The organism is Puniceicoccus vermicola (genome assembly GCF_014230055.1).
Taxonomy (GTDB): Bacteria; Verrucomicrobiota; Verrucomicrobiia; order Opitutales; family Puniceicoccaceae; genus Puniceicoccus; species Puniceicoccus vermicola.
The window spans coordinates 54296-76937 of sequence record NZ_JACHVA010000124.1 but is presented as its reverse complement, the minus strand read 5'-3'; the positions used below and the strand labels follow the sequence as shown (position 1 = coordinate 76937).

The window sequence follows — 22642 nt, the reverse complement described above, 5'->3', positions numbered from 1 at the left end:
CTAGAATAAACGGGAAAATTAAATTGACTCAGATTCTTTGTAAGCCCTAGCACTAGGTGGGATGATTCTACAGCAAAACAATATTGAATTCCACAATGTCGGGGCTCTGGAGGCGTTGGACGGGATTTCCGGTCTCTCACTGGTGCGAATCCCACAAGGAGTGCGCGAGACGCTCAACTACCGGGCGCGCCTGCGGGCATTGAGCCCGACCGGCGTCGAACTGCGCTTTGTCACCGAGGCTCCCCAATTCCGCCTTTCGCTTGCGGCGCATGAAGGCGGCAATCGCCTGCACGTATTTCGCGGAGGCTATGGGCACAGCGAACACGGGATGGGAGGCGGGACAACCAGGGTGTTTGATTTTGCGGCTCCCGAGACATTTTCCACGGTCACCAGCGAAGGGCTGAAATCCGGCGTGTTTTCTCCTGACGTATGGCGCATTCAGATCAGCGGCGGACCCACCAGCTTTTGGGGCTTTGATTCGATTGGATTTCCGGTCCGGCCTCCGACCGCTGATGAAAAACCCGCGCTCCGCTGGCTGGCTTATGGATCCTCGATCACTCACGCCTCGGTGAAGGGATATCCTCACCGTGCGGCGCACCGCCTGGGCGTGGACGTGCTGAACAAGGGGTTTGGAGGCGCCTGTCATTGCGAGGAGACCCTTGCCGATTACTTCGCTTCGGAGGAAACGTGGGATTTTGCGACGCTGGAACTGGGCATCAACATGCGGGGAACGTTTCCCGTGGAGGAGTTTGAACGGCGGGCCCGGTACCTGGTGCGACGTCTGCGGGATGGAAAACCGGGTGCTCCCATTGTTCTCCTCACCCATTTTCTCAATCGCACTCATCACATACCGCCGGAACAACACGAGGATTTGATCTTCCAGCGTCAGACCGAATACGACCATGTCCTCCGCGCGATAGCCTCGGAGATGGCGAACGAAGGGGTGCACTTGATCGAGGGTTGTGATGTGCTGACGGACTTCTGCGGACTGTCATGCGACCTCATCCATCCCAGTGAGGCCGGGCATCTGCAAATGGGTGAAAATCTGGCCCGATTACTTGAGCCCATCATCGCGCCCCTTCGCATCGCCAAGGACGAGGCATCATCCTAAAACAGACTGATGAACGTTCTTCACATTCTCTCCGACCAGCACCAGGCAGCCTGCATGGGGCATGCGGGTCACCCCCAGGCGATCACGCCCCATCTCGACCGGCTGGCTTCGCAGGGGGTCAGCTTTTCCAGCGCCTACACGCAGAACCCCATCTGCACGCCGAGCCGGGTAAGCATGCTCTCCGGTCAGTATTGTCACAATCATGGCTACTACGGCCTGGGCGGACCGCGGCCGGAGCGGCTTCCCAATTATCTGGGTCATTTCCGGCGGCACGGGTATCGCACTGCCGGGATCGGAAAATTGCATTTGCCGGATCAGCCTCACAACTGGGTGGTGGATGATGTGGATCTTCTGGCGGAATGCTATGAATCCGCATCAAACAACAAGTCGGGTGCCAACAGCTACCGTTCTCCCTATTTTGAGTATCTGGAGGCCCTTGGACTGAGGGAACAGGAAGACAGCATACGTTTGCCGGAATTTCCCGGGAAGCAACAGCATGAAGCGCGCCCTTCCCTATTACCCTACAAGCACAGCGTGGAAGGTTGGTGCGTGCAGACGGCCAGGCGCTTTATCAGCGATAGCGGAGATCAGCCATGGTGCGTTCAGGTAAGCCTGCCGCGTCCGCACCAATGTTACACCCCGGATCAGGAATTCTGGGATAGGTATCCCGAAGATCTGGACCTGCCAGTGGGGCTGCATCAGGACGCGGCGCACCGGCCCCCGCATTTCCAAAAGATGGTGGAACGCTACCGCAACGGTCACGGACTGCTTAAACCGGACGATTTCGAAAGCTGGGCACGCCGCGTCTGGCGGGGTTATCTGGCCTGCGTTACGCAGGTAGATCACGCGGTCGGCGAGTTGATGGATTTCCTCGAGACCCACGGGCTGACCGAAAACACCATCGTGGTCTATGGCTCGGACCACGGAGCCTACTCCGGGACATTCGGGGTCCCGGAAAAAGCGCCCGGTATCTGCTCGGAAAAAGTCTGCCGGGTTCCCATGGTCTGGCGGGTGCCCGGTATCTCCCCATCCGAACACCGCTGTGACCTGCTGGCCGAGAATATCGATTTCGCCCCGACCTTCACCACGCTTTGCGGTCTTCCACCGATGGAAACCTCGGATGGCTGTGATCTCAGCGCACTCCTCCGGGGGGAGAACAATCCCGTACGAGAGGTGGCGGTGACGGAGAATGTCTGGAGTAAATCCTTGCGATACAAAAACTGGCGTTATGTGCACTACCAACCGGAGACGTTCGGGGGGAAAGAAGCGGGCGAACTCTACGATCTCGAGGCCGATCCGGGGGAAACGCGGAATTTGTATTTTGAGGCGGATTACGCCCCCGTGCTCCATCAATGTCGGCGATTGCTTTTGGAGTGGTTGATTCGCACGACACGGGCAACCACGATCTGGCCGGCGACCGGCTCAAAAGAACAACCACTTGCCTACGCCACAGCGGACGATGGCAAGGAGTCGAACGCGCACGGAGCTGTCCTGCGGGCGCGCAACCGTCAGTTGAATTACCTTTAATTCAGCACCATGAGAGTACGGAATCTCCGTACCGAATATCTCACCGACCCATTGGGTATCGATGTTCCCAATCCGCGCCTGGAGTGGCAGCTTGAATCGGAGGAGCGCGGACACGCGCAGACCGGTTATCACATCTTAGCCGCATCCTCGCCCGACCTCTTGGATCGTGGAATCGGGGATCTGTGGGACAGTGGACAAGTCGCAGGCTCTGAGACGCACCAGATCGAATACAGGGGGATTCCGCTTAAGTCGCGCCAGCAGGTCTGGTGGAAGGTTCGAGTCTGTAATCGAGCAAAGCAATGGTCGGCCTGGAGCGAATCCGCGCATTGGAGCATGGGACTTCTAGAGCCGGAGGATTGGACGGCTGAGTGGATCTCCGTGCGGGACGATTCACCGGTGTGGGCAAGCCGCAGCGAGTTACAGCTTCCGCCCGCCCGTTACTACCGGCGGTCCTTTGCCACCCGTCCGGCGATTCAACGAGCCACTCTCTATGCCACCGCGCTCGGGGTCTTCGATTTGCACCTCAACGGACAGCGGATTGATGAAGATTATCTGGCGCCGGGCTGGACCAATTATGCCCAACGCCTCTGCTACCGCACACACGATGTGACCGCATTGCTTCACGAAGGGGCGAACCGCATTGGTGCAGTCGTTGCCGACGGTTGGTATGCAGGATATGTTGCTTTCGGTCTTCATGCGGGAATGGGACCGAACGGAAGCGGTCGCAACATCTACGGCAAAACGCCATCCCTTCTGGCCCAACTCGAGATCGACTATGCGGATGGCACCAGGGAAACCATTGGAACCGATACGGAATGGATGGTGAACAGCAACGGACCTGTTCGCCAGGCGGATATCCTGATGGGGGAAACTTTCGATGCTCGGGCCGAGCAAAAGGACTGGTGCCTGCCCCAAGCCGAGGAGGTTTCCGAAGAATGGGAATCCGCAATCCGCGCCGGAGAAAACGGCAGCATAAAAGCGCCGTTCATCGATGGACGCGGCGATCGTGAAGTGGAACTGGGATTCCAGCCACCAGCCAGACTCCAGTCCTACCCGGCACAACCCATCCGGGCGGTGGAGGAAATCGCAGTACAGAAAATTACAGAGCCTGCTCCCGGCACATTCGTTTTCGATTTCGGCCAGAACTTTGCTGGAGTCGTGCGTCTGCGGGTCGCAGGCAAAGCCGGCACAAAGCTGGTCCTGCGCCACGGCGAAATGTTGTATCCGGATGGTTCTCTGATGACGGAGAATCTCCGTCGAGCTCTCGCCATCGATACCTATATCCTGCGCGGTGAAGTGGGCGGGGAGGAATGGTCGCCGCGATTTACCTATCACGGGTTCCAATATGTTGAAATCACGGGTCTTTCGGAAACACCCGAACCCGATATGCTCACCGGCCTGGTCCTTCACAGCGACACACCGCTCACCTCGCAGTTTGCCTGCAGCGATGCCGCACTGACACGATTCTGGAAGAACACGCAGTGGACACAGCGCGCCAACTTCATCGATGTTCCTACCGATTGCCCCCAACGCGATGAACGCCTCGGTTGGATGGGCGACGCGCAGATCTATGTGCGGACGGCAACGTACAATGCGGATGTTGCGGCCTTCTTCACCAAGTGGCTGGATGATGTGGTGGAGGCTCAATGCGACTCCGGGGCCTATCGCGATTTTTGTCCCTACCCCATTGCCATCATGAAATCCGGCATCACCTGGGGCACGGCTTGGACCGATGCGGGCATCATCTGCCCGTGGACGATGTGGCAAGTCTACGGCGATACGCGGCTGGTGGAAAAGCACTGGGAATCGATGACGCGATTCATGGATTGGCGTCAGGAGCGGGCACCGGATTTCCGAGGACGGAAGGACGGCAACACCTGGGGCGACTGGCTTCATGTTAATGATCCAACCCCGATCGAATTCATCGACGTCTGTTACTTCGCTCACACGGCACGGCTGATGTCGGAGATGGCAGGAGCAGTGGGGAAGCCGGAAGAGGCAATGCACTATGGTCAGCTTCATCAAAAGATTACCACCCTCTTCACTCAGGATTATCTGGCCCCGGACAGCCAGTTGAAAGTGGAATCGCAGACGGCGCATGTCCTCGCTCTGGAGTTTGACATGGTTCCGGCAGTGGCCGCCGAGGAACTGGCGGCGCATCTGGCACAGAAAATCGAGGCCAATGAGTTTCGCATGAGCACCGGTTTCCTCGGAACCAAGCCTCTGCTTCCCGTGCTGACGCGGCATGGCTGGCATGATCTGGCCTGCCGACTTTATCAGAGCCGTCGGTTTCCAAGCTGGGGCTATGAGGTGGAACAGGGCGCGACCAGTGTCTGGGAACGATGGGATTCCTACACCCGCGAGTACGGATTTGAAGGGGTCTCGGGAAAGAAAAACAATGCCTCAATGAATTCCTTCAGCCACTATGCCTTCGGTGCGGTGAACGAATGGGTCTTCCGCTCCCTCGCAGGAATCGATACCGACGGACCCGGATACCGTCGGATCCTCATTCATCCCCGCCCGCCGTCCACGGGAAGCAACCCCGACATTGAACCGGTCAACTGGGTCAAGGCGGAGTATCAGTCCCCCAACGGTCGAATACTGTCGCAGTGGAAAGTGGAGGGTAAACAATTTGCATTGGACGTCCGCATCCCCGCCAACACCACCGCGAAAGTATCGATTCCCGCCGCATCGATTGATTCCGTGACGGAGGGTGGCTGCAAAATCTCCGGACTGAAAGAGGTAAGATTCCTCGAGTCCGCTGCAGACTGCGTCGAGCTGGAGATTGGCTCTGGGAGCTACCAATTCGCCAGCACATTGCCATCCGTGGATTCCTCGTCGGCCGGTGGTGCGTGAACGGAGCGGGGACCTTCCTGTGCCCGGCCTCCAGCTTCGGACGATTACCGGGAGAGGAAGCTACAATCTCAAGATGAACATTCAATTCTTTCATGAAAATCACTGAAGGCTTGTTTTCCCGGATGGTTCTCCAACGCCGCCCTCGCAAAGAGGGTGGATTTCCTTTTTCGGGCTCTAGCAAAAGTCCGGGCACTTTGTTCGCGCGGGTTTCCACTGCCGGTTCGGACGGGAGTGGTCCCTGGTATGTCGCAGGCCGGGCGAAGAAAGGAACGTTTTCCGGCGAACTGAAAACCCTCCCGAACGGGGGCCCCTATTCCATCGAATTGGAGATCCGGGACTCCGCCGGAAAAGTGCTGACGAAACGGACCGTCAGGGACGTGCTGGTGGGAGATGTGTGGGTGCTTGCCGGTCAATCCAATATGGAAGGCTGTGGCATGGCGAATCAGGCGGCAAAGTCCCATCCCATGTCCAGAGCCTTCTACATGGATGATCGGTGGGGCACGGCAAAAGATCCTCTTCACAATATGTGGGACTGCGTCGACAAGGTGCACTGGATCATCAAGGGAGGTGTGCGTCCGAATGTACGCGAGCATTGTACGGGGCCAGGAGTCGCCTTCGCGCAGGAGATGCACCGCCGCAACGGGATTCCCCAAGGTCTCATCCCTTGTGCACATGGCGGCACCAGTATGGCTCAATGGGATCCCGCCAAAAAATCGGAAGGCGGAAACAGCCTGTACGGGGCAACGATACGAAGAGTTCAAAAAGTGGGTGGTCGCGTGGCCGGCATTGTTTGGTATCAGGGCGAAAGTGATGCTTTTGGAGGCGAGGCCGGGGCCGCAGCCTTTCGTGAAAAGACGAGAGAACTGATCCGGTGTTTTCGCCGGGATTGTAAATGCCCTGCCCTCCCATTTGTCATGGTCCAACTTTCCCGTTTCATCCCGAAGACTCCCGACCATGGAGCCGCATGGAACCGCGTGCAGGAGGAGCAGCTTCAGCTCGCCCGTTCCCTCAAAGCGGTTGGCACAGTGCCGGCGGTCGATCTCGCTCTCGATGACCTGATTCATCTTGGGGGTGAGGCCCAGCAAATACTTGGAAGGCGACTCGCTTTGGAGATGGACTATCTTCAGCGCGGAGGGAGAGCTGCACCTCCTCCCATTCGTTTGAAGTCCTGGAACCTAGAACACATCCCCCGCACCGACAGCGGAAAGATTATTCTTTCCTACGAGGGCGTGGCCGGAAAGCTGACCTCGGGCAGCAGGCCTGCCGGGTTCTATGTCGGAGATGAGCAGGGGACGAACACGATTTACAATATTCAGTTACACAAGAACGAAGTCCATGTGTTGACCTCTTTGCGCACCAAGGCGCTCTCCCTGGCGCACTTGCACTACGGCTACGGGACCAACCCGTACTGTAACATCGTGGACGAAGCCGGACGTTCTCTACCCGTGTTCGGACCTTTGCCCCTGAGACGCCCTGGTGCCTTTTCCGAATTTTGTCGGCAGTTTCAATGCGCTACCACGCCGATCTCTTTGCAGGATCTGAAGTCACCGGAAAAGCTCAAACCTTTGGCATGGAAAAAGCGGTCTTTTGATCAGGAATTCGCCAATAGGAGCAAGGAGTTTCAGGAACTCAAGGAGGGCACTCTTCTCTACCAGGCAGAGTTTTCCTGCCCGACAGACATGCGACTCAAGCTGATGCTGGGATACGATGGACCGGTATGCGCATGGGTGGACGGGAAGATGATGTTGAACGATTGGCAGGGAACCAACCCGGCTATTCCCGACGAAGGACAGAGCAAAAGCATTCCATGCACCAAAGGGAAGCACCGGGTGGTGGTGGCCGTCGGAGCCAATGACGGGAAAGCCTGGGGAATTTTTCTTCGCTTGGAGAGGACGGATCTCAGTCCGAGCCAGCGAAGAAAGGGTCTCAAGGACCTGCCTGTCCCCGGGTTCTGTTAGAACCTCAATTCTGCGGTCGAGAGCGAGTTATCAGTCATCCCGTCCCCCGCTCAATCCCGGACCCCCGGCTGCGGTGTATCCGCCGCTTTTTCCTTCCGGCGAATTGGTGATCCAGAAGGCGAAGAGATCGCCGCGGTCTAAGCGGAAACGCAGTCGGATCTTTTCGTTGCCGAGTCCGCTGAGGTCGCGGTCCTTCCATTTCACTTCCGCACAGGTGCTGTTACCCGTGAATCCGAGGCAATCTTCGTGGGAGAGACCTGGGATGGCTTTGCCCCCGGAATCGGTCACTTGCACACTCAGACAGGAACCAGCCGTTTCGGCGTTGACGAAGAGACGGGAGCCGTCGAATCGGAGCGGACGGGTCCACAGGAAACAACCGGGGAAGGTCGGGCGCATGGAGACAAAGCCGTCGCGGCGCAGTTTCGCCAGCCCTACGGCGCCGTTGGCGTAGGTGCCGCTGGTTCTCCAATCACTGGTGATGCGATTCGGGTCCCCGGCATAGGCCGAATAGTATATCCAAAGTTCATCGCCGACAATGAGGCACATGCCAGCGCTGGATTCGACGTAGCCATACTCCCAGGATCCGTATTCGCGGCGAGCGGCGATGAACGGAGTGCGTTCGGGCCTGTGCCAATGGAAACCGTCGCGGCTGGTGCTCAGATACTGCTCCGTGAGTTTCGGCAGTCCGGATTTTTCGCCGATTCCGTTGTGCGGGCCGTGAAGGATCTGGTGAAACCCGATCAGAAGGCTTTCGTAGGCGATCGCATCGAAGTTGTAGAGCTGGGCGCGGAGATACTTCCCATTGTCCATGCTATCCGCGCGCAACCACTCGGTCATGGTCTCGTGAGTCCACTCCCCGCTCTTGAGAAAGTCCGCGTCGGCATGGTGACTGCGAGAACGGGCAGCGAGAGGATGGTTGATGCGGATACTCTGAACCCACTCCTTTTTCAAGGGATTGTAGAACATGGTGCTTCGGTCATGCATCGGTCCGGTCTTCCCTCTTTCCGTCCAGTGGATTCCATCCCCGGAGGTGAAAAGTCGGCCCGGAAAATCAATATGCGGGGGGGGTCACGCCATTCGGCTCGCGGAGAAGCATTTTGTAGCGCTCCTCCGGATCCTCTGCAGCATGATCGATGAGAACGCTCCCCGAGTCCGGGTGAATGTCTTTGGGTAGAATCAGATTGGTGCCGGGAACCACGTCCAACGCCGGACGCTCCCAATGGACCCCGTCGTGGCTGGTCGCCAGCGCCGCATAGCCCAGGTAACCGGTCATGTACCACATTTTGAAAAGCCGGTCGCGGTCGTCGAACCAAACGCCACCGCTTTTCGCAATGGCGCAGGGCGGAAAATCCGGGCAGGTTTCCTCGGGCGATTCCGGGAAGAACACCGGATTTCCCGGATACTTTACGGGGCGATGATATTCCCGGTGCATTTGCGTACGGAACGGATCGACGAGGAAATCATCCACGAACAACTGACGCCCCCGACTTACGTCGATCACTTCTGGCGGTGATTCCAGATAAGGAACCGCTAGAGGCTGGTCGTGACTGAAGTCACTGATCGTTTTCGGTTCCGACTGACTGAGAGGAATGCCGTTGGGCAGTATGGTTTTCATCGATTGAAGAATCGGGATTTGCTTATCTGTGGATTAAGAAAAACGAATTGGAGTTGAAGCCGAGACGGAATCCAATTCTATCATTCCCTATTATTCAAATTTAAATGGAAAGTAATAGGATGTCCGATATTATCGCCCCCGTGCCCTCAGCAGCACAGCTTGCATGGCAGCGTAGTGAGACGAATGCTTTTTTCCACTTTGGCCTGAACACCTTCGCCGGAAAGGAATGGGGTGACGGCTCGGAAGATCCGCGTGATTTCAATCCAACTGCTTTGGATTGTCGGCAATGGGCTCGCACCGCTAGAGCCGGGGGCTTCAAGGTGGGCATCCTTACCGCTAAACACCACGACGGCTTTTGTCTCTGGCCGAGTCATGTGACGGAGCATTCCGTACAGAATTCTCCGTGGAGGGATGGAAAGGGCGACTTGGTTCGTGAGTTTGTGGATGCTTTTCGCGCTGAGGGTCTCGAAGTGGGACTCTACCTCTCGCCATGGGATCGGCATGAACCCTGTTATGGCGATTCCGAGCGCTATAACGATTTTTACTGCACGCAGCTCGAGGAGTTACTGACGCAATACGGCGAACTGCGTGAAGTCTGGTTCGACGGAGCCATTGACGAAGGCCCCAATGGACGAAAGCAAACTTATGACTGGCAACGCTACTTCGATCTGGTCCGAACGCTACAGCCCAAGGCGGTCACATTTGGTGACGGCGGCACGGACGTGCGTTGGGTGGGAAACGAGCGCGGCATTGCCGGGGAAACGTGCTGGGGGACCGTTGATCCCAACTTCATCCGTTTTCCGGGCGATTCGGGTATTTCGAAGGCCAACGACGCCCTTGCGGATGCGGACAAAAGCGAGCGCTTGCGGAACGGCGACGCCCCTAATGGTTCTGGACTGCGAGTTTGGCGTCCAGCGGAGTGCGATGTATCCATACGGCCTGGTTGGTTTTACCATCCTGAAGAGGAATCTGAGGTGCGAACGGTCGACAATCTTCTCGACCTGTATTTCAAGAGTGTGGGACGAAACGGCACCTTGCTGCTCAACTTCCCCATCACACCGGAAGGGCTTGTGCACACCGTAGATGCTGAGCGCGCGGTTGCCTTTCAACAGGCCAAGGCGGCACTTTTTGCGACTGACCTAGCCATTGACTCCCGTATTCAAATCAGCAATGCCGAAGCTGAGTATCCTATCGATACAGTGTTGGATGCAGAGAAGAACTCCTATTGGACGCCCGGGAAGGCGGGGGAAAATGCAACACTCATGCTCCGACTACCCGAGGAGCGAACTGTGTCGATTGTATCCCTGGAGGAGGCGATTGAGTTCGGACAGCTCATCGCCAAGCACCGGATCGAACTACAAGATGACTCCAGAAAAAGCTGCCGAGTTATCGAGGGAACTACAGTTGGCTGCAAACGACTGCACCGCGTGGATCCTATCCTTTGCTCAACTGTAAAATTAACGATTTCCAAATCCTACGGGGAGTCGGCGCTGGCTGCCCTCCGACTGTACTAATTCGACGGCTCGATGTGACGAACGCCCTTCTGCCGTCCCGTCGCCCCAGACCCGAGAAGCGTTCTTTTCGCAAAGATTACCGCAACCTTCGCGCTTCGGACAAATACCTCTCTAACTTGGCCTCTGTGATCGACATAATGGCACCAGGTGAGCCTTTGGCCGAAAAATCCCGGAATCACTTCTACGGCATGAATAGATTTTCCAGAGCCGCGGCATTGAGAATCATCGCCGATTACTTATAGCAGCTTCGCGCCAGTCCGGATTGGGCTGTGGGATCTTTGCCTCGATCGAATCACGCCATTCGTGAAGCCGTTTCCGTAAAGCGTTGGCGCGCTCGAGTTCGGTATCGGCGAGGTTGTGATTTTCGCCGGGATCGTCACTAAGCTGATAGAGTTCGATTCGTCCGTCCTCGAAAAATTCAATGAGCTTGTAGTCGCCCATCCGAATCGATGAGCCCGGCGTGCCACCCTGATTACCGTAGTGCGGATAGTGCCAGAAAATGGCTTCACGATCCAGTCCATCCGCCCCCTGAAAGAGCGGGAGCAGACTGACCCCATCACTGTGTTGTTCGGGTTTCGCAGGCAGTCCGGCGCAGTCGAGGAAGGTCGGATAGAAGTCGGTGCTGGTCACAGGGACATCGCACCGGGATCCCGCCCGAATCTGTTGCGGCCACACGGCAAACAACGGCACCCGACATCCTCCCTCATACATCCATCCTTTGCCTTCGGCCAAAGGGGCATTGCATGTCGGCGAACCCTCGGCAGTGGCCAGGCCCCCATTGTCCGAGGTGAAAACGATCAAGGTGTTTTCCAGTTCGTCGCTCGCTTCCAGGGCGTCCACAAGACGTCCGACATTATCATCCAACGTCTCGATCATCGCGGCATACGCCGGGTCGGACTGGAGCAGCCGACGTCGGATCCGCTCATCGGCTTTGCGTTCCGTGGGGTGAAAACCTCCTTCCTCGAAGGTTTCCAAGATATCGAGCCCAAGGGCGCGGGCCTTCTCCTCATACTTACGGATCTTATCGGGGTTTGCCTGAATCGGCGTGTGCACGGTGTAGTGGCACAAATTGAGAAAAAACGGGCGGTCCTCTTTCGTGCAGATCAGATGGATGGCTTCGTCCGTGAGGTAATCGGTTAAGTCAGTGCCGTCAGGAACCGAAGCATGCTCCAGCCCTTTCACCGACCACGGACTGAAGTAGCCGTTGGCACCGGGCGAACCCATATCGCAACCACCGATATTGATCTCAAATCCGAAGTCTTCCGGATACGCACCCTTTTTCCCCAGATGCCATTTGCCCACGTGCCAGGTCGCGTAACCACCGTCTTGCAAGGCCTGTGCGAGACAATATTCCTCAGGAGGAAGGCTCTTCAAGTATGGGACGTCCACCAGCTTTCCCTTCATGGGATGAAAATTTCCGTGGTCAATCCAGTCGGTAATGCCGACGTGAGCGGGATATTTCCCGGTCATTATACTGGCCCGCGTCGGAGAGCAGACCGGGCAGGACGCATAGGCATCGGAAAAGGACATCCCATTCCGGGCTAGACGATCGATATGGGGAGTTTCGTAAAACGAACTCCCAAACGAGCCGAGGTCTCGCCAGCCCATATCGTCGATTAAGATAAATACTATGTTCGGTTTATTCATAGAGCTACAAATTGCCTCACTATTGCTTTGGAAGGTCTATTCGAGAAGTAAATGCCATAGAGAGGATCAAAGAACGGTAAGAGCAAGCTCGCACTCCGGGCTTTCCCGATATCCAATGCGCACGGCTTTGGTGAAGAGTTTCCAATCGCCGGAGTCGAGATTGAAGGGTCCCGTGTAGAGCGTCCAGGACTGCTGATTCTCAAAACGATAGGCCATACTGGCGCCCTGTGTGGGAGAGTGCAGCTGGACCAACGCCGGGCCCTGCACTTTGTACTCCGCCCCATACCTCCCGCCGATGGGCTCCTTGCAATAGTCGTCCTCCCCATAGACCAAAAAGTGCGGAGCCACAGTTTCGGGCTGGATCCCTGATGGCCAGAACCGCTCGCTGAGTTCGCTCTCAGGCACGTCTCCAAGGTCGCCGATTCGTCGGCGCCAGTCTTCCAACTCGCTCCTCAATTCAAGCAGAGTTGAATGATACGAAGAATCGACCGCGAGATTATTAAGTTCATGCGGATCGGCGTCACAGTCATACAATTCCTCAACAGGATGATTTTGCTCCCCGAAGAAACGTGCATGACCCTCGAGAGCGTTATGGCGCATGAGACGAATGATCTCCTGCTGGACCGGATGTTGATTCAGATAATTATTGAAAAGAAAGCGGGGTAATTCGGGATGATAATTCCGTATGTATTTGAAGCGCCCGGTGCGCACAGCACGGGACTGATCATAGTATCCACCAAAACGATCCTGAGTGGCGTGGACAAACTTCCTCGGGTTTTCTTGGTTCAAGAGCGGCGTTCCATGAAGATGCCCCGGCAGGGGAAGTCCGAATAATTCCAGCACTGTGGGAGCAAGATCAATCGTGCTCACCAAATCTGTCCTACGGGTACCGGGCTCGATTCTACCGGGCCACCGAACCATGAGCGGAACATGCAGCCCGGAATCATAGACATGCCGTTTGCCGCGCGGAAGTCCTTCCCCATGATCACTCCAAAGAATGACCACGGTGTCCTCTGCCAAGCCGTCCTCCTCTAATTCGTCCAAGAGACGACCTACCTGAACATCGACCCTCGCCATCTGGTCGTAATGCCGCGCGATCGACTCCCGAACTATTGGAGTATCCGGAAGATAAGGCGGAACCTGGACCGATGCAGGATCCGTTTCCAACGAGCGTCCATCCGGCCACATTCCGCTTTCGTGCGCTGCGAGCAGGTTGAAGACGGAGAAGAAGCGCGCACCCGCAGGGCGGTTTCTCCAGTGAGCATTCTCACTGCACTCATCCCACGCCGTGAACGGAGATGAAAACTGGTAGTCGGTCTTTTCGTTGTTGGTGCAATAAACGCCATCTGCCCGAAGGTATTCGGTGAAGCACTTGACGTGCGCCGGCGGCACAGGCTCATACGGAGGCACCTGCCCCTCATGCGACAGATTCCGGAAATGCGTTCGCATGTGGTGCCCGCCGATCGATGCGGCATACACACCCGTGATTGCCGCGCAGCGGGCTGGAGCGCAGACCGGTGCGGTCGAAAACGCTTTCTGAAAGACAACTCCCTCGGACGCCAATTTATCCGCATTGGGAGTGCGCGCAATGCGGTCACCATAAACCTGAAACCTTGGACTGGTGTCTTCGAGAGTGATCCAGAGTACATTCATTTTTATGAAATTAGCTTTAGAGTGCGAGTTCGGAAACGATCCATATGAGAAGGAACAACGCCGGACCGGTCGAAACGGTAGTCACCGTCAAGATCCAAAGTGAAAATCCAGACAAAGACTTATCGCTTAAACATTATCCTAGTCAATAAATTGTTCCCTATTATAATGTGCCTGGAAGTCTCTGAATTCCCATCGGCAATCTCAATCCGCAAGGACCATACGAGTTTCCACTATGGAATAATAGAGAATATTAATTGACGTCCGACCTCCCTTCACCTTTAAATCCGATACCCTTCCGAAAAATTTCAATACATCAGCAAAATGTCCGAAATACACTCCCCGAATAGGGACTCCCGTGGTCATCACAGGTTCCCGCTCAGGTCGCCATTTTTGAATCAGCCTATTGAAGCATCATGCAACAAACGTTAAAAAACAGCCCGTCTCCCGCAGAAATCCGCGAACGTCTGGGGTCGCGAAAAGTGGTCTTCACCCTGGCAGAAGGACAGGCCGCACACTCGGACCTGGAGACATTCAAGCGATGCGTGGAACTGGCGGCGGCCTCCGGGGCCACCCATATCCGGGTTGGGAACCTACCCTACCGGTGCGGTTCATGGGTGCTACCCGATCATAAAGATCCCTATGCGGCCTGGTGCAATTCCACACCGGCTATTTTGCGCATCTGTCCTCCGGAAGAGCTTCACCCCTGGGTATCGCCGGAGCATGCGCGGGAGTGCCGAGACTTCATCCAGCAACAGACGTCGATTCTTCGTTCGCACGGCCTCAAGGGCGTCTGCCACACCATAGAACCCCTCTGGCTTCCAGAGGAGGTTTATCGCGCCCATCCTCACTGGAGAGGTGCCCAGTGCGAATTGGGGCGAATTGCCTCACGTCCGTACTTCGCCCCCTCCATCGATGAGCCCGAAGTGCTCGATCTCTACCGCCGGGCGATGAAAGAGTTTTCCACCCAGTTTCCCGAGGTGGACTTCTTTCAGTTCATGAGCAACGACTCGGGAGCCGGAGTTCCCTGGACGCCCTGCATCTATCCCGGAATCAATGGACCGGTAAAACACCGAACCCGAGACGGAGGCGAGCGCGTCGCCGACTGGCTCAAAGCCATCCAAGACGGGGCCGCGGAGGCCGGGGTCCGGATGGAGCTAAACATTCACAGCGCCGGGTTCCCTCCCGAGTTAAAGGCATCGATCGCCGCCAAGCTGCCCAGTGGCATATTCGTCAGCGGCAACAACGGAACCGAGGAGACCCCCGGCGGTCCCGGTGCGTCGTTTGGAGGTGGAATCTGGCATCCGGCCTACCCGGTGGTGGGGATGGGAAGCCCCATTTCTTTCCTTGAAGGGCTGCAACAAATCTACAACACCCCAAAAAAGGTCGTGGACCGCGCGAGCGTTCAGATCGGAATCCATGACCTGGATCTCGCCGAGATTTTTCTCCAAAGCTATTTCCGCCATCCGGACCAAGGCCTGCGCGAAAACACGGAAGCGCTACTGGATGCCGCCACGGCCTTCTGTGAGGATGAGACTCATGCCGAAAGAGTGATCGGCGCGTGGAAAAAAATCGGCGGCGCGATTCATGCCACCGCGCAGGTGCGCCAAAAAGGGCTGGGGCTGATATTCAACTTTGCCACGGTGAGTTCGCGATGGTTACTCCGTCCTCTGGTTGCGGACCCACATGGACTCACACCCGAAGAAACCGCCCACTACCGGGATTTCATTTTTGCCGCGGAAAAAGACAAAGACAATCCGGACCTGGGGATGATCCTGGGGAAGTCCTGTTTCAATGGAGAGTCCGCAATGTGGATGGCCCGCTGGGCTCTGCAGGAAGCCATCGGAACCCTGCGGGGAGTCGCCGGGGATTTGCAGGCGCTCGCCGCGGAACTACCCAAAGGGGGCGCGAAAAGAGTCCGGCTCCTGGCCACCCGCACGGCCGCGCTGGCCTGTCTGGCCACGAATGCGCGCAATTGCATCATGTTCAAATACTCGCTGGATATCGCGCACCATTCGCAATACGGGCCGAACCAGATGGATTATGACGACAACATCATCTACGACCAACGGGCACTGAACATGCGAAAGATCGCTCGCGAGGAACTGGACAACACCGCCGAGTTGATTCGCCTGATCGAAAGCACGGAAGAACCGGTCATCGAACACGCCGCAGCCCCGGAAGAGGAAAGCGTGTTCGTGCTTGGCCCGAACCTGGTGCGGGACTTGCGGAAGAAAATGGATGTCATGCTCGACCACTGGCAGGATTTTGAAACCCTCTATCCAACAACGATGGTGCGCGACTTCGACCCCGCCCCGCTTTCGCAGGAGAGGTCGGCACGGACCGCTACGGATCAGGGTGATCCGCCAAACTGAGATTTGCCCCTGACCGAATCGACAGGAGAACCGTAATCGATTACGAATAAGATCACGAGTAAGAAAACATCCCGAAGACACCGGGGACAGGAATGTCCCCGCTCCATTGCTGCAATGACTAATACCGCCGACTGGAACGTCCCCGCTCCGTTTCGAAAGACACGGACAATAACGGCGGGGGGACATTCCTGCCCCCCCACCTTCCCCGTCCCGTTCCCGAAGCAAGGCCCTATTACCATCGCCGCGTCAGAATAACGACCATCGAATGAACTACACCCGAGCGTTCGAAGCACCGTTCCGATCTTCCAAGATCTTGCGATTTCGGCTACCTTATCGCCCTATTAACAATTGCATTCGGCAATCCCTGACCTGAACCGACTTTACCGCCCTTAATGAGGATACTGAAAGAATAGGGAACAAACGCTTGACCGAATGCCTTTCTACCCCGAAACTCTAAAGGTCGTTACATGACTTCCACCCCCCCCAGTTTATCGGCCATATCCGCCGCCCCCCGGGACGGCTTCGCGCTCGTGATATCGCTCACGCTGATGGCGTTTCTGATCCTTCTCGTGGTCGGGCTTTTCGGGCTAACCTCGGTCAACCTCCAGCAGTCCCGCGCCGAAACTGAGATCCGGGCGGCGCAGGCGAACGCCCGCTTGGGAACACTGGTGGCACTGAGTCAACTTCAGCAGCAACTCGGCCCCGACCAGCGAATCACTGCCCGAGCAGAAGCGCTGGGCGGCGGGAGCATTTCGGGCAGTCGCGCATGGTGGGTGGGAGCAGCCCCGAGTGACTCACCAGCCTTCGACATCAATCAGGTGACATGGCTTGCATCCGGTCTGAACATAAACTTGGACGCCAGCGACCAGATCGACTCCGTTTTCAACGACCCAGTCATTCTTTTTGGCGGCGAAACCTTTGACCTGGCTCTCACCGGAGGCGAACCGCTGGAAGCCGGCATTGTCCCCATCCCTGGCGGAACGGGCGCTTCCTCTGGCGGATACGCCTACATGGTGGATGACAACGGATTAAAAGCGCAGCTAGCCGCATCCAGCCCGGAAGTTCGCAATGACCGCCCCGTCAACGACCTTCTGGGCGGGAGCATGCTTCCCGGAACGTATCAACTCGGGAACCTCACCGACATGGATGCGCTTCTCGATAGGGGCGATTCGGACCTCGCACGTTACAGCAAGATCGGCTCCTCCACGGATCTTCTCCTGCTGGGGCTTGATCGAAGTGTCGCGAAGCGGAAGTATTTCGGCTACACAGGAACATCCCTCGGAGTCCTGGCCGACGTCAGAAAGGGAGGATTGAAACGGGATCTGACGATCGCATTTGAAGATGATCCGAACGTGGGCCTCGACGTTTACAGCGAGCTTTTTGCGGAAAACGCCGATTCCGATCATCTCGTGGTAGACAGCGAAAAACGCTCGGAATTCCCAAACGACTATATCCACTGGGATATTTTCCGGCAGTATTACAATATCAAAAAATGGATACACATCCATGACACCGCAGAGGTTCCGGTTCTTGATATCAATACATTCAACAAGAGGAGCCCGAACTTCATGCAGCCTTGGCGGGGAGGCAGCCAGTTGGCCGGTCGCATTGCGAGAGGTCAGGTCGGACCTCACGAATTTCCGCAACCCTACGACACCTATATTTCGGCCTGGACTCCTATCGAATCGCAAGCCCCTCCCAATTTCTCGGAGAATTCTCGGGGGCAAAACTACGTCCATAACCCGATTTTTCCCTTGCTGTCACGAATGCAACAATACGCGTGGTTTGATTACAACCCGGGCAATCCGACAAGGCTGAAGACACGCTCCCAGCTTTGGGTAGGTCATTACAATCCCTATAACGTGGGATTGAACATTCAGGGAGGCGCGGTTAACTTCGGGTTTGCCCGGGGCCCCCGCATTCTCAATTACCCCCAAATACGATTTACGGTGGATGGCGTTCAATATACAGACGACGACAACGCAATCGTAGACCTGAGTCGAGTTACCGGGTTTTCCACAAAGCTGGAATCCAACGCCAACAATCATTTGATTGATCCGGGCCGGAGCCAGCTGTTTGCCTTTGACAGCGACAAACTGGCGGGAACTGAGGTGGATAACAAAGCTTACAGCCCGAACGTCCGGAATCTTACGACACAAAGCGTTTTCAGAAACTTTGATACGACCGCACCCCTCGATGGCAGTGAAAACGCCACCATTGAGTTCGTGTTCGAGACCGCCACCATGTTTCACGGCCTCGATGAAAGCTTGGGCTATCCCAATGACAATCCTGACCGGGAAGTCGCGCAGCTCTTTTTCGCACCCTATACGCATTCACGAATTACCGGCGACGGAGGGCCGCCCAAGAGGGAACATAAGGTCCCGGGGACGGAAAGACCCGGCCTCGCTTACGAAGCTACCTTGGAAAATAGTAGGATCAACAACCGACCGGGTCTTAGCTTCGCCCTTCGGACCACTCGCGAGCCGGAATCCACAATCCGCCCGATCATCGATGCAAACATCCGTGCGCAGTGGAACAACCCACGGTGGGACTCCCCCCTCGGTGTGGACGTTCTGGCAGCTTACAGTATGGATCCGGAGATCAAGGAAAACAAAGATATCATCCAGTCCAGCCCGGCTCCAGACAACCAAGAAGGCTATCTATTCATGGGAGGAGGACGAACCCAGGAAGACGGTTTCGACCGCGTGATTTTGTTCGACATTCCGCGGGAAGACCTGGTCTCTCTCGGGCAGTTGCAACATGCCTCGGCAGGGCGCTTCAGCTACGAGCCGACCTATATCGTAGGGAACTCCTACGCGAACCCGCGCATCCCGCTGGATGAGTGGAAGAACAGCATCCAAGACACCTTTAGCGATAACCCGGGAATGCCAGACGAATGGGCGATCACGGGAAGTTTTGACATTTATGATGCGTCCTACTTGGTGAACGAGGAGATTTGGGACAGCTACATTTTCACCACGATCCCGCAGGCGAATGACAACAACACGGCGGCCGGAGGGAAGGCCGAGCCGACCTGGGACTACGAGGCATTGCTAGACCGAACACAGTTTCTACCGAACCCGCGGTTCATTCCCTACGAACCGGTCGGTTCCACTTTCAGCAAGGAGACACTCACCGACCATGATCGAGCGGTCTATCACAACGCCGGGCACGTGCTGGTAGATGGAGCTTTCAACGTCAATTCCTCTTCCGTGGACGCGTGGGAAGCATTCCTGTCGGGCACCCTGAATCTGCCGATCGAAAAAACCGACAACTTCGGGATGATTACGGGATTCGATGCGGTGGAGGGAGTTCGGTTTCCGCGGGTAAAATCCCTCTACGGTGACGGAATGGAGAGCGGTGGTTTGAATGAAAATTACTGGATGGGCTTCCGTGAACTCTCCCCAGCGGAAGTGCGGCAGCTCGCAGAAGCGATCGTCGTCGAAGTCAAGGAACGCGGTCCGTTCCGCAGTCTCGGTGAGTTCGTCAACCGGAAGCTCGTCAATGGCGACCTCGGAAAAGCGGGCGCGCTCCAAGCCGCCTTGGATGCGACGGTGAACAACGTGTCCGAGAATTCCAGTCTCGCAATGTTCGGCAACGCGGTCACCGGCACCCACATCCCGTCGGGAACGACCCAAGGTGCGGGGTATCCGGGGCAGCTCCTTCAAGGCGATATCCTGCAAGCGCTTTCGCCGTTCATGCAAGTTCGGTCAGATACGTTTACGATCCGTTCCTATGGGGAGGCGAAGAGCCCGACTGGCGAGGTCACAGCACGATCCTGGTGCGAAGCGATAGTGCAACGCTTCCCCGATCCAGTAACGAATCCCGCCGGGGGAAATTCCACGCTTGAGGAGCTGGAGCGTCCCAGCAGCCCGTTCGGTCGTAGCTTTCGTTTGCTCTCCTTCCGTTGGTTACACCCTGAAGAAATTTAATAATGCCTCCCCCCCTATCCTATCGACTCCGTAGAGTTCTCGCAGTGGGGCTGGCAGCATTCTTGTGCGCATCGACGTCCCTCGCCGATGAGGAAACCTTGATGATGAGAGGGATGATGCTGGCACCGAGTGCGGAGGATCTGCCTGAATTTTTCGTCCGGGGATCGAAAGGACTCGAACCGCTTGTTTTCGGACTCAACGGCCCCGGGAAACCGGTTCGCGCACAAGCGGCGAACCCGTTACCCCTGTTCGGCAATAAGCTCGATGAAGCGGGAGAGCCTGTGATTGCCAGATCGGTAAATGTACCACCCGGGGCGACGAGTATTTTGCTAGTGGGCATGATCGTCCGGGGAAACGCCGAGTTTTTTGCAGTCCCTGACGATTTCGTCGGTGCGAGGAGCGACGATTGGTTCTTCATCAATGCCACCGAGACGACGGTGGCACTACAGGTGGGCGCAGGAACCGAGCCAATCCTCCTTACCCCCGGCGCCGCACTGCCCCATCGGATCAGCGCAGAAAAGGGCACCGGAGCGACAGTGGCGATCATTAAACAGGAACAACCCGGGGGTGACTGGAAGGCTTTCTATTCGGCATTTTGGCCAGTGTATCAGGATCAGAGGTGCATTGTGCTATTGTATGGTGATAGCAAGAAGATCCGGGTGAAGAACATTTTTGACTCGGTCGAGGCAGAGTCAACCCTACCCGATTGACACCTTCGGGTCTGGATCACTCGACCAATTCCGCTCTGAGGGGCCCGGTCTCTCTCTTGAAGGCCTCAGCCATCCTCAGTCAGCCGGGATCCATCGCAATGCAAAAAACAAAACAATAGAGAACAACTATTTGACGGACGAACCCCAGACGGAGCATTGTCGGACAAGGAATTTCATGCAGCAACATCAACCCAACATTCTGCTGATCTGTGTCGATCAGATGCGGGCCGGTCACATGGGTTGTGCGGGACATCCATTGGTGCAGACGCCCAATCTTGATCGACTGGCTTCGCTGGGGACCGTGTTCAACCGCTCCTATTGCAACAACCCGATCTGCATGCCCGCCCGCACCAGCATGTTCACGGGCCTCCTACCCCGCGACCATGGCGTGCGTTTCAACGGGCAATATCCCCATGCAAACCTGCCCTGTCTACCGCAGGTGCTGAACGCCGTAGGCTATCGCACACACGCCGCAGGCAAACTGCATCTCACGCCCTACGTTCCAAAGCTCGAGACACCCGACGCCAGCCGCTTCCCCGAAGACATGGAAGCATGGAACCGGGGCGACTTTACGGAATTCCCCACGCCTTATTTCGGCTTTGAATCCGTGGACTTCGTCGGCGGACACACCTCATTCGTGTTCGGAGAATACATTCAGTGGCTCAGGGATCAGGGCGGCGACCCTGCCATGCTCCAACCCAACCTCGCCCGAGAACCGGCCTGTGTAGCCAGTCAATGCTATCGTATGGCGCTGCCCGTCGAGATGCATTACAACCGATACATCGCGGACTCCACGGCGGCCTTTATCGACGCTGCGGCGGGCAATCCCGATCACCCGTTTTTTGCCTACTGCTCGATCCCGGATCCCCACTACCCTGTCGCGCCCCCGGCTCCGTATGACACGATGTACGACCCTGCCGATATACCGCTTCCGCCGCGCAACTCCGGCGAATCCGACAATTTACCTCCCATATATCAGCGGGTGTTCAACGGCGACATCCATCCGAACGGCACCAACAACGCGAACCTTACCGACACGAAGACAAGGGAGATGATCGCGCTGACCTTAGGCATGGTCAGCCATCTGGACGCAGAGCTTGGCCGGGTTTTCGATGCCCTGGAACGGAACAACCTTTGGAACAATACGGTGGTCCTATTTGTTTCCGATCACGGCGACATGATGGGCGACCACGGCCTGCTCTGGAAATCGTTCTACACGTTTGAAGGTTGCGTGCGTATCCCCACCATCGTCGCCGCACCGGGCATGCCGGGCGGTCGAAAGAGCGAGTCATTGATCAGCCAAATTGATCTCATGCCGAGCCTGCTCGATTTCGCCGGGGTTACGATGCCCGGCAGCGAATGGGAGGAAGCCACCACCCCGTTCGAGCGGGGCAGCGTTCAGCCAATCCCGCTGTATGGCGGACGAAGCTGGCGGCCTTTGCTCAGCGACGATCAGGCGACCATCCGCGACAGCGTGGTCATTGAAAACGACGACCCTGGCACCGGCCTGCGCCCGCGTTGCCTGGTCACCACCCGTTACCGCATCACCACCTACGCCGGGCAACCATGGGGCGAATTGTTCGACCGCCAAACGGATCCCGACGAACTCCACAACCTCTGGGACGAACCTGCCCACCAGTCTCTGCGGGCGGAGCTGCTGCGGCAGTTGCTCGATCAATACACCGCCCAAACACCGTGGCGTCCCATTCCGCCCTGGAATTCGTAAGAAAGACCGAGCGGGGCCGAA

Annotated in this window: 13 protein-coding genes; 9 read left to right on the top strand and 4 right to left on the bottom strand. The window is 56.8% G+C overall.

The features are described from left to right. Positions 1–61 precede the first annotated feature (61 nt). The 4 genes from H5P30_RS15790 (at position 62) to H5P30_RS15775 (ending at position 7452) form a co-directional block, all read left to right on the top strand. Positions 62–1111: an SGNH/GDSL hydrolase family protein gene (locus tag H5P30_RS15790; RefSeq protein WP_185693876.1), complete on the top strand. Its 1050-nt coding sequence runs from the start codon at positions 62–64 to the stop codon at positions 1109–1111. Between the two features lie 9 nt (positions 1112–1120). Next, a complete protein-coding gene (locus H5P30_RS15785; protein ID WP_185693875.1) occupies positions 1121–2638 on the top strand; it encodes a sulfatase family protein in 1518 nt (505 codons plus the stop codon). Positions 2639–2647: 9 nt separating this feature from the next. After that, on the top strand, positions 2648–5494 hold the full coding sequence (locus H5P30_RS15780; RefSeq protein ID WP_185693874.1) for a family 78 glycoside hydrolase catalytic domain: 2847 nt from the start codon (positions 2648–2650) through the stop codon (positions 5492–5494). 92 nt (positions 5495–5586) lie between these two features. Beyond that, the gene (locus H5P30_RS15775) at positions 5587–7452 is read left to right on the top strand and encodes a sialate O-acetylesterase (protein WP_185693873.1); all 1866 of its coding nucleotides are present in this window, start codon (positions 5587–5589) and stop codon (positions 7450–7452) included. Between the two features lie 30 nt (positions 7453–7482). Here H5P30_RS15775 and H5P30_RS15770 read toward each other — a convergent pair whose 3' ends face one another. Beyond that, the gene (locus H5P30_RS15770; RefSeq protein WP_185693872.1) at positions 7483–8436 is read right to left on the bottom strand and encodes a hypothetical protein; all 954 of its coding nucleotides are present in this window, start codon (positions 8434–8436) and stop codon (positions 7483–7485) included. A gap of 67 nt (positions 8437–8503) precedes the next feature. Beyond that, a complete protein-coding gene (locus tag H5P30_RS15765) occupies positions 8504–9067 on the bottom strand; it encodes a hypothetical protein (RefSeq protein WP_185693871.1) in 564 nt (187 codons plus the stop codon). Between the two features lie 119 nt (positions 9068–9186). Here H5P30_RS15765 and H5P30_RS15760 point away from each other — a divergent pair, with 119 nt between their 5' ends. After that, on the top strand, positions 9187–10581 hold the full coding sequence (locus H5P30_RS15760; protein WP_185693870.1) for an alpha-L-fucosidase: 1395 nt from the start codon (positions 9187–9189) through the stop codon (positions 10579–10581). A 222-nt stretch (positions 10582–10803) separates the two neighbouring features. On the opposite strand, the gene H5P30_RS15755 is transcribed toward H5P30_RS15760, so the two are convergent. Both H5P30_RS15755 and H5P30_RS15750 read right to left on the bottom strand, forming a co-directional pair. Next, complete coding sequence (locus tag H5P30_RS15755) at positions 10804–12228, bottom strand: sulfatase (protein ID WP_185693869.1); 1425 nt, start codon at positions 12226–12228, stop codon at positions 10804–10806. Between the two features lie 66 nt (positions 12229–12294). Continuing rightward, positions 12295–13881 carry a sulfatase family protein gene (locus tag H5P30_RS15750; protein WP_185693868.1) on the bottom strand — a complete coding sequence of 529 codons (1587 nt, stop codon included), beginning with the start codon at positions 13879–13881 and terminating at the stop codon, positions 12295–12297. A 413-nt stretch (positions 13882–14294) separates the two neighbouring features. Between H5P30_RS15750 and H5P30_RS15745 the strand changes: the two genes are divergently transcribed. The 4 genes from H5P30_RS15745 (at position 14295) to H5P30_RS15730 (ending at position 22621) form a co-directional block, all read left to right on the top strand. Continuing rightward, complete coding sequence (locus H5P30_RS15745; protein WP_185693867.1) at positions 14295–16253, top strand: hypothetical protein; 1959 nt, start codon at positions 14295–14297, stop codon at positions 16251–16253. A gap of 467 nt (positions 16254–16720) precedes the next feature. After that, the gene (locus tag H5P30_RS15740) at positions 16721–20185 is read left to right on the top strand and encodes a hypothetical protein (RefSeq protein WP_185693866.1); all 3465 of its coding nucleotides are present in this window, start codon (positions 16721–16723) and stop codon (positions 20183–20185) included. Positions 20186–20187: 2 nt separating this feature from the next. Further along, entirely contained in the window at positions 20188–20895 is a 708-nt protein-coding gene (locus tag H5P30_RS15735) for a hypothetical protein (RefSeq protein ID WP_185693865.1), read from the top strand. A gap of 175 nt (positions 20896–21070) precedes the next feature. Then, positions 21071–22621 carry a sulfatase family protein gene (locus tag H5P30_RS15730; protein WP_185693864.1) on the top strand — a complete coding sequence of 517 codons (1551 nt, stop codon included), beginning with the start codon at positions 21071–21073 and terminating at the stop codon, positions 22619–22621. Positions 22622–22642 lie beyond the last annotated feature (21 nt).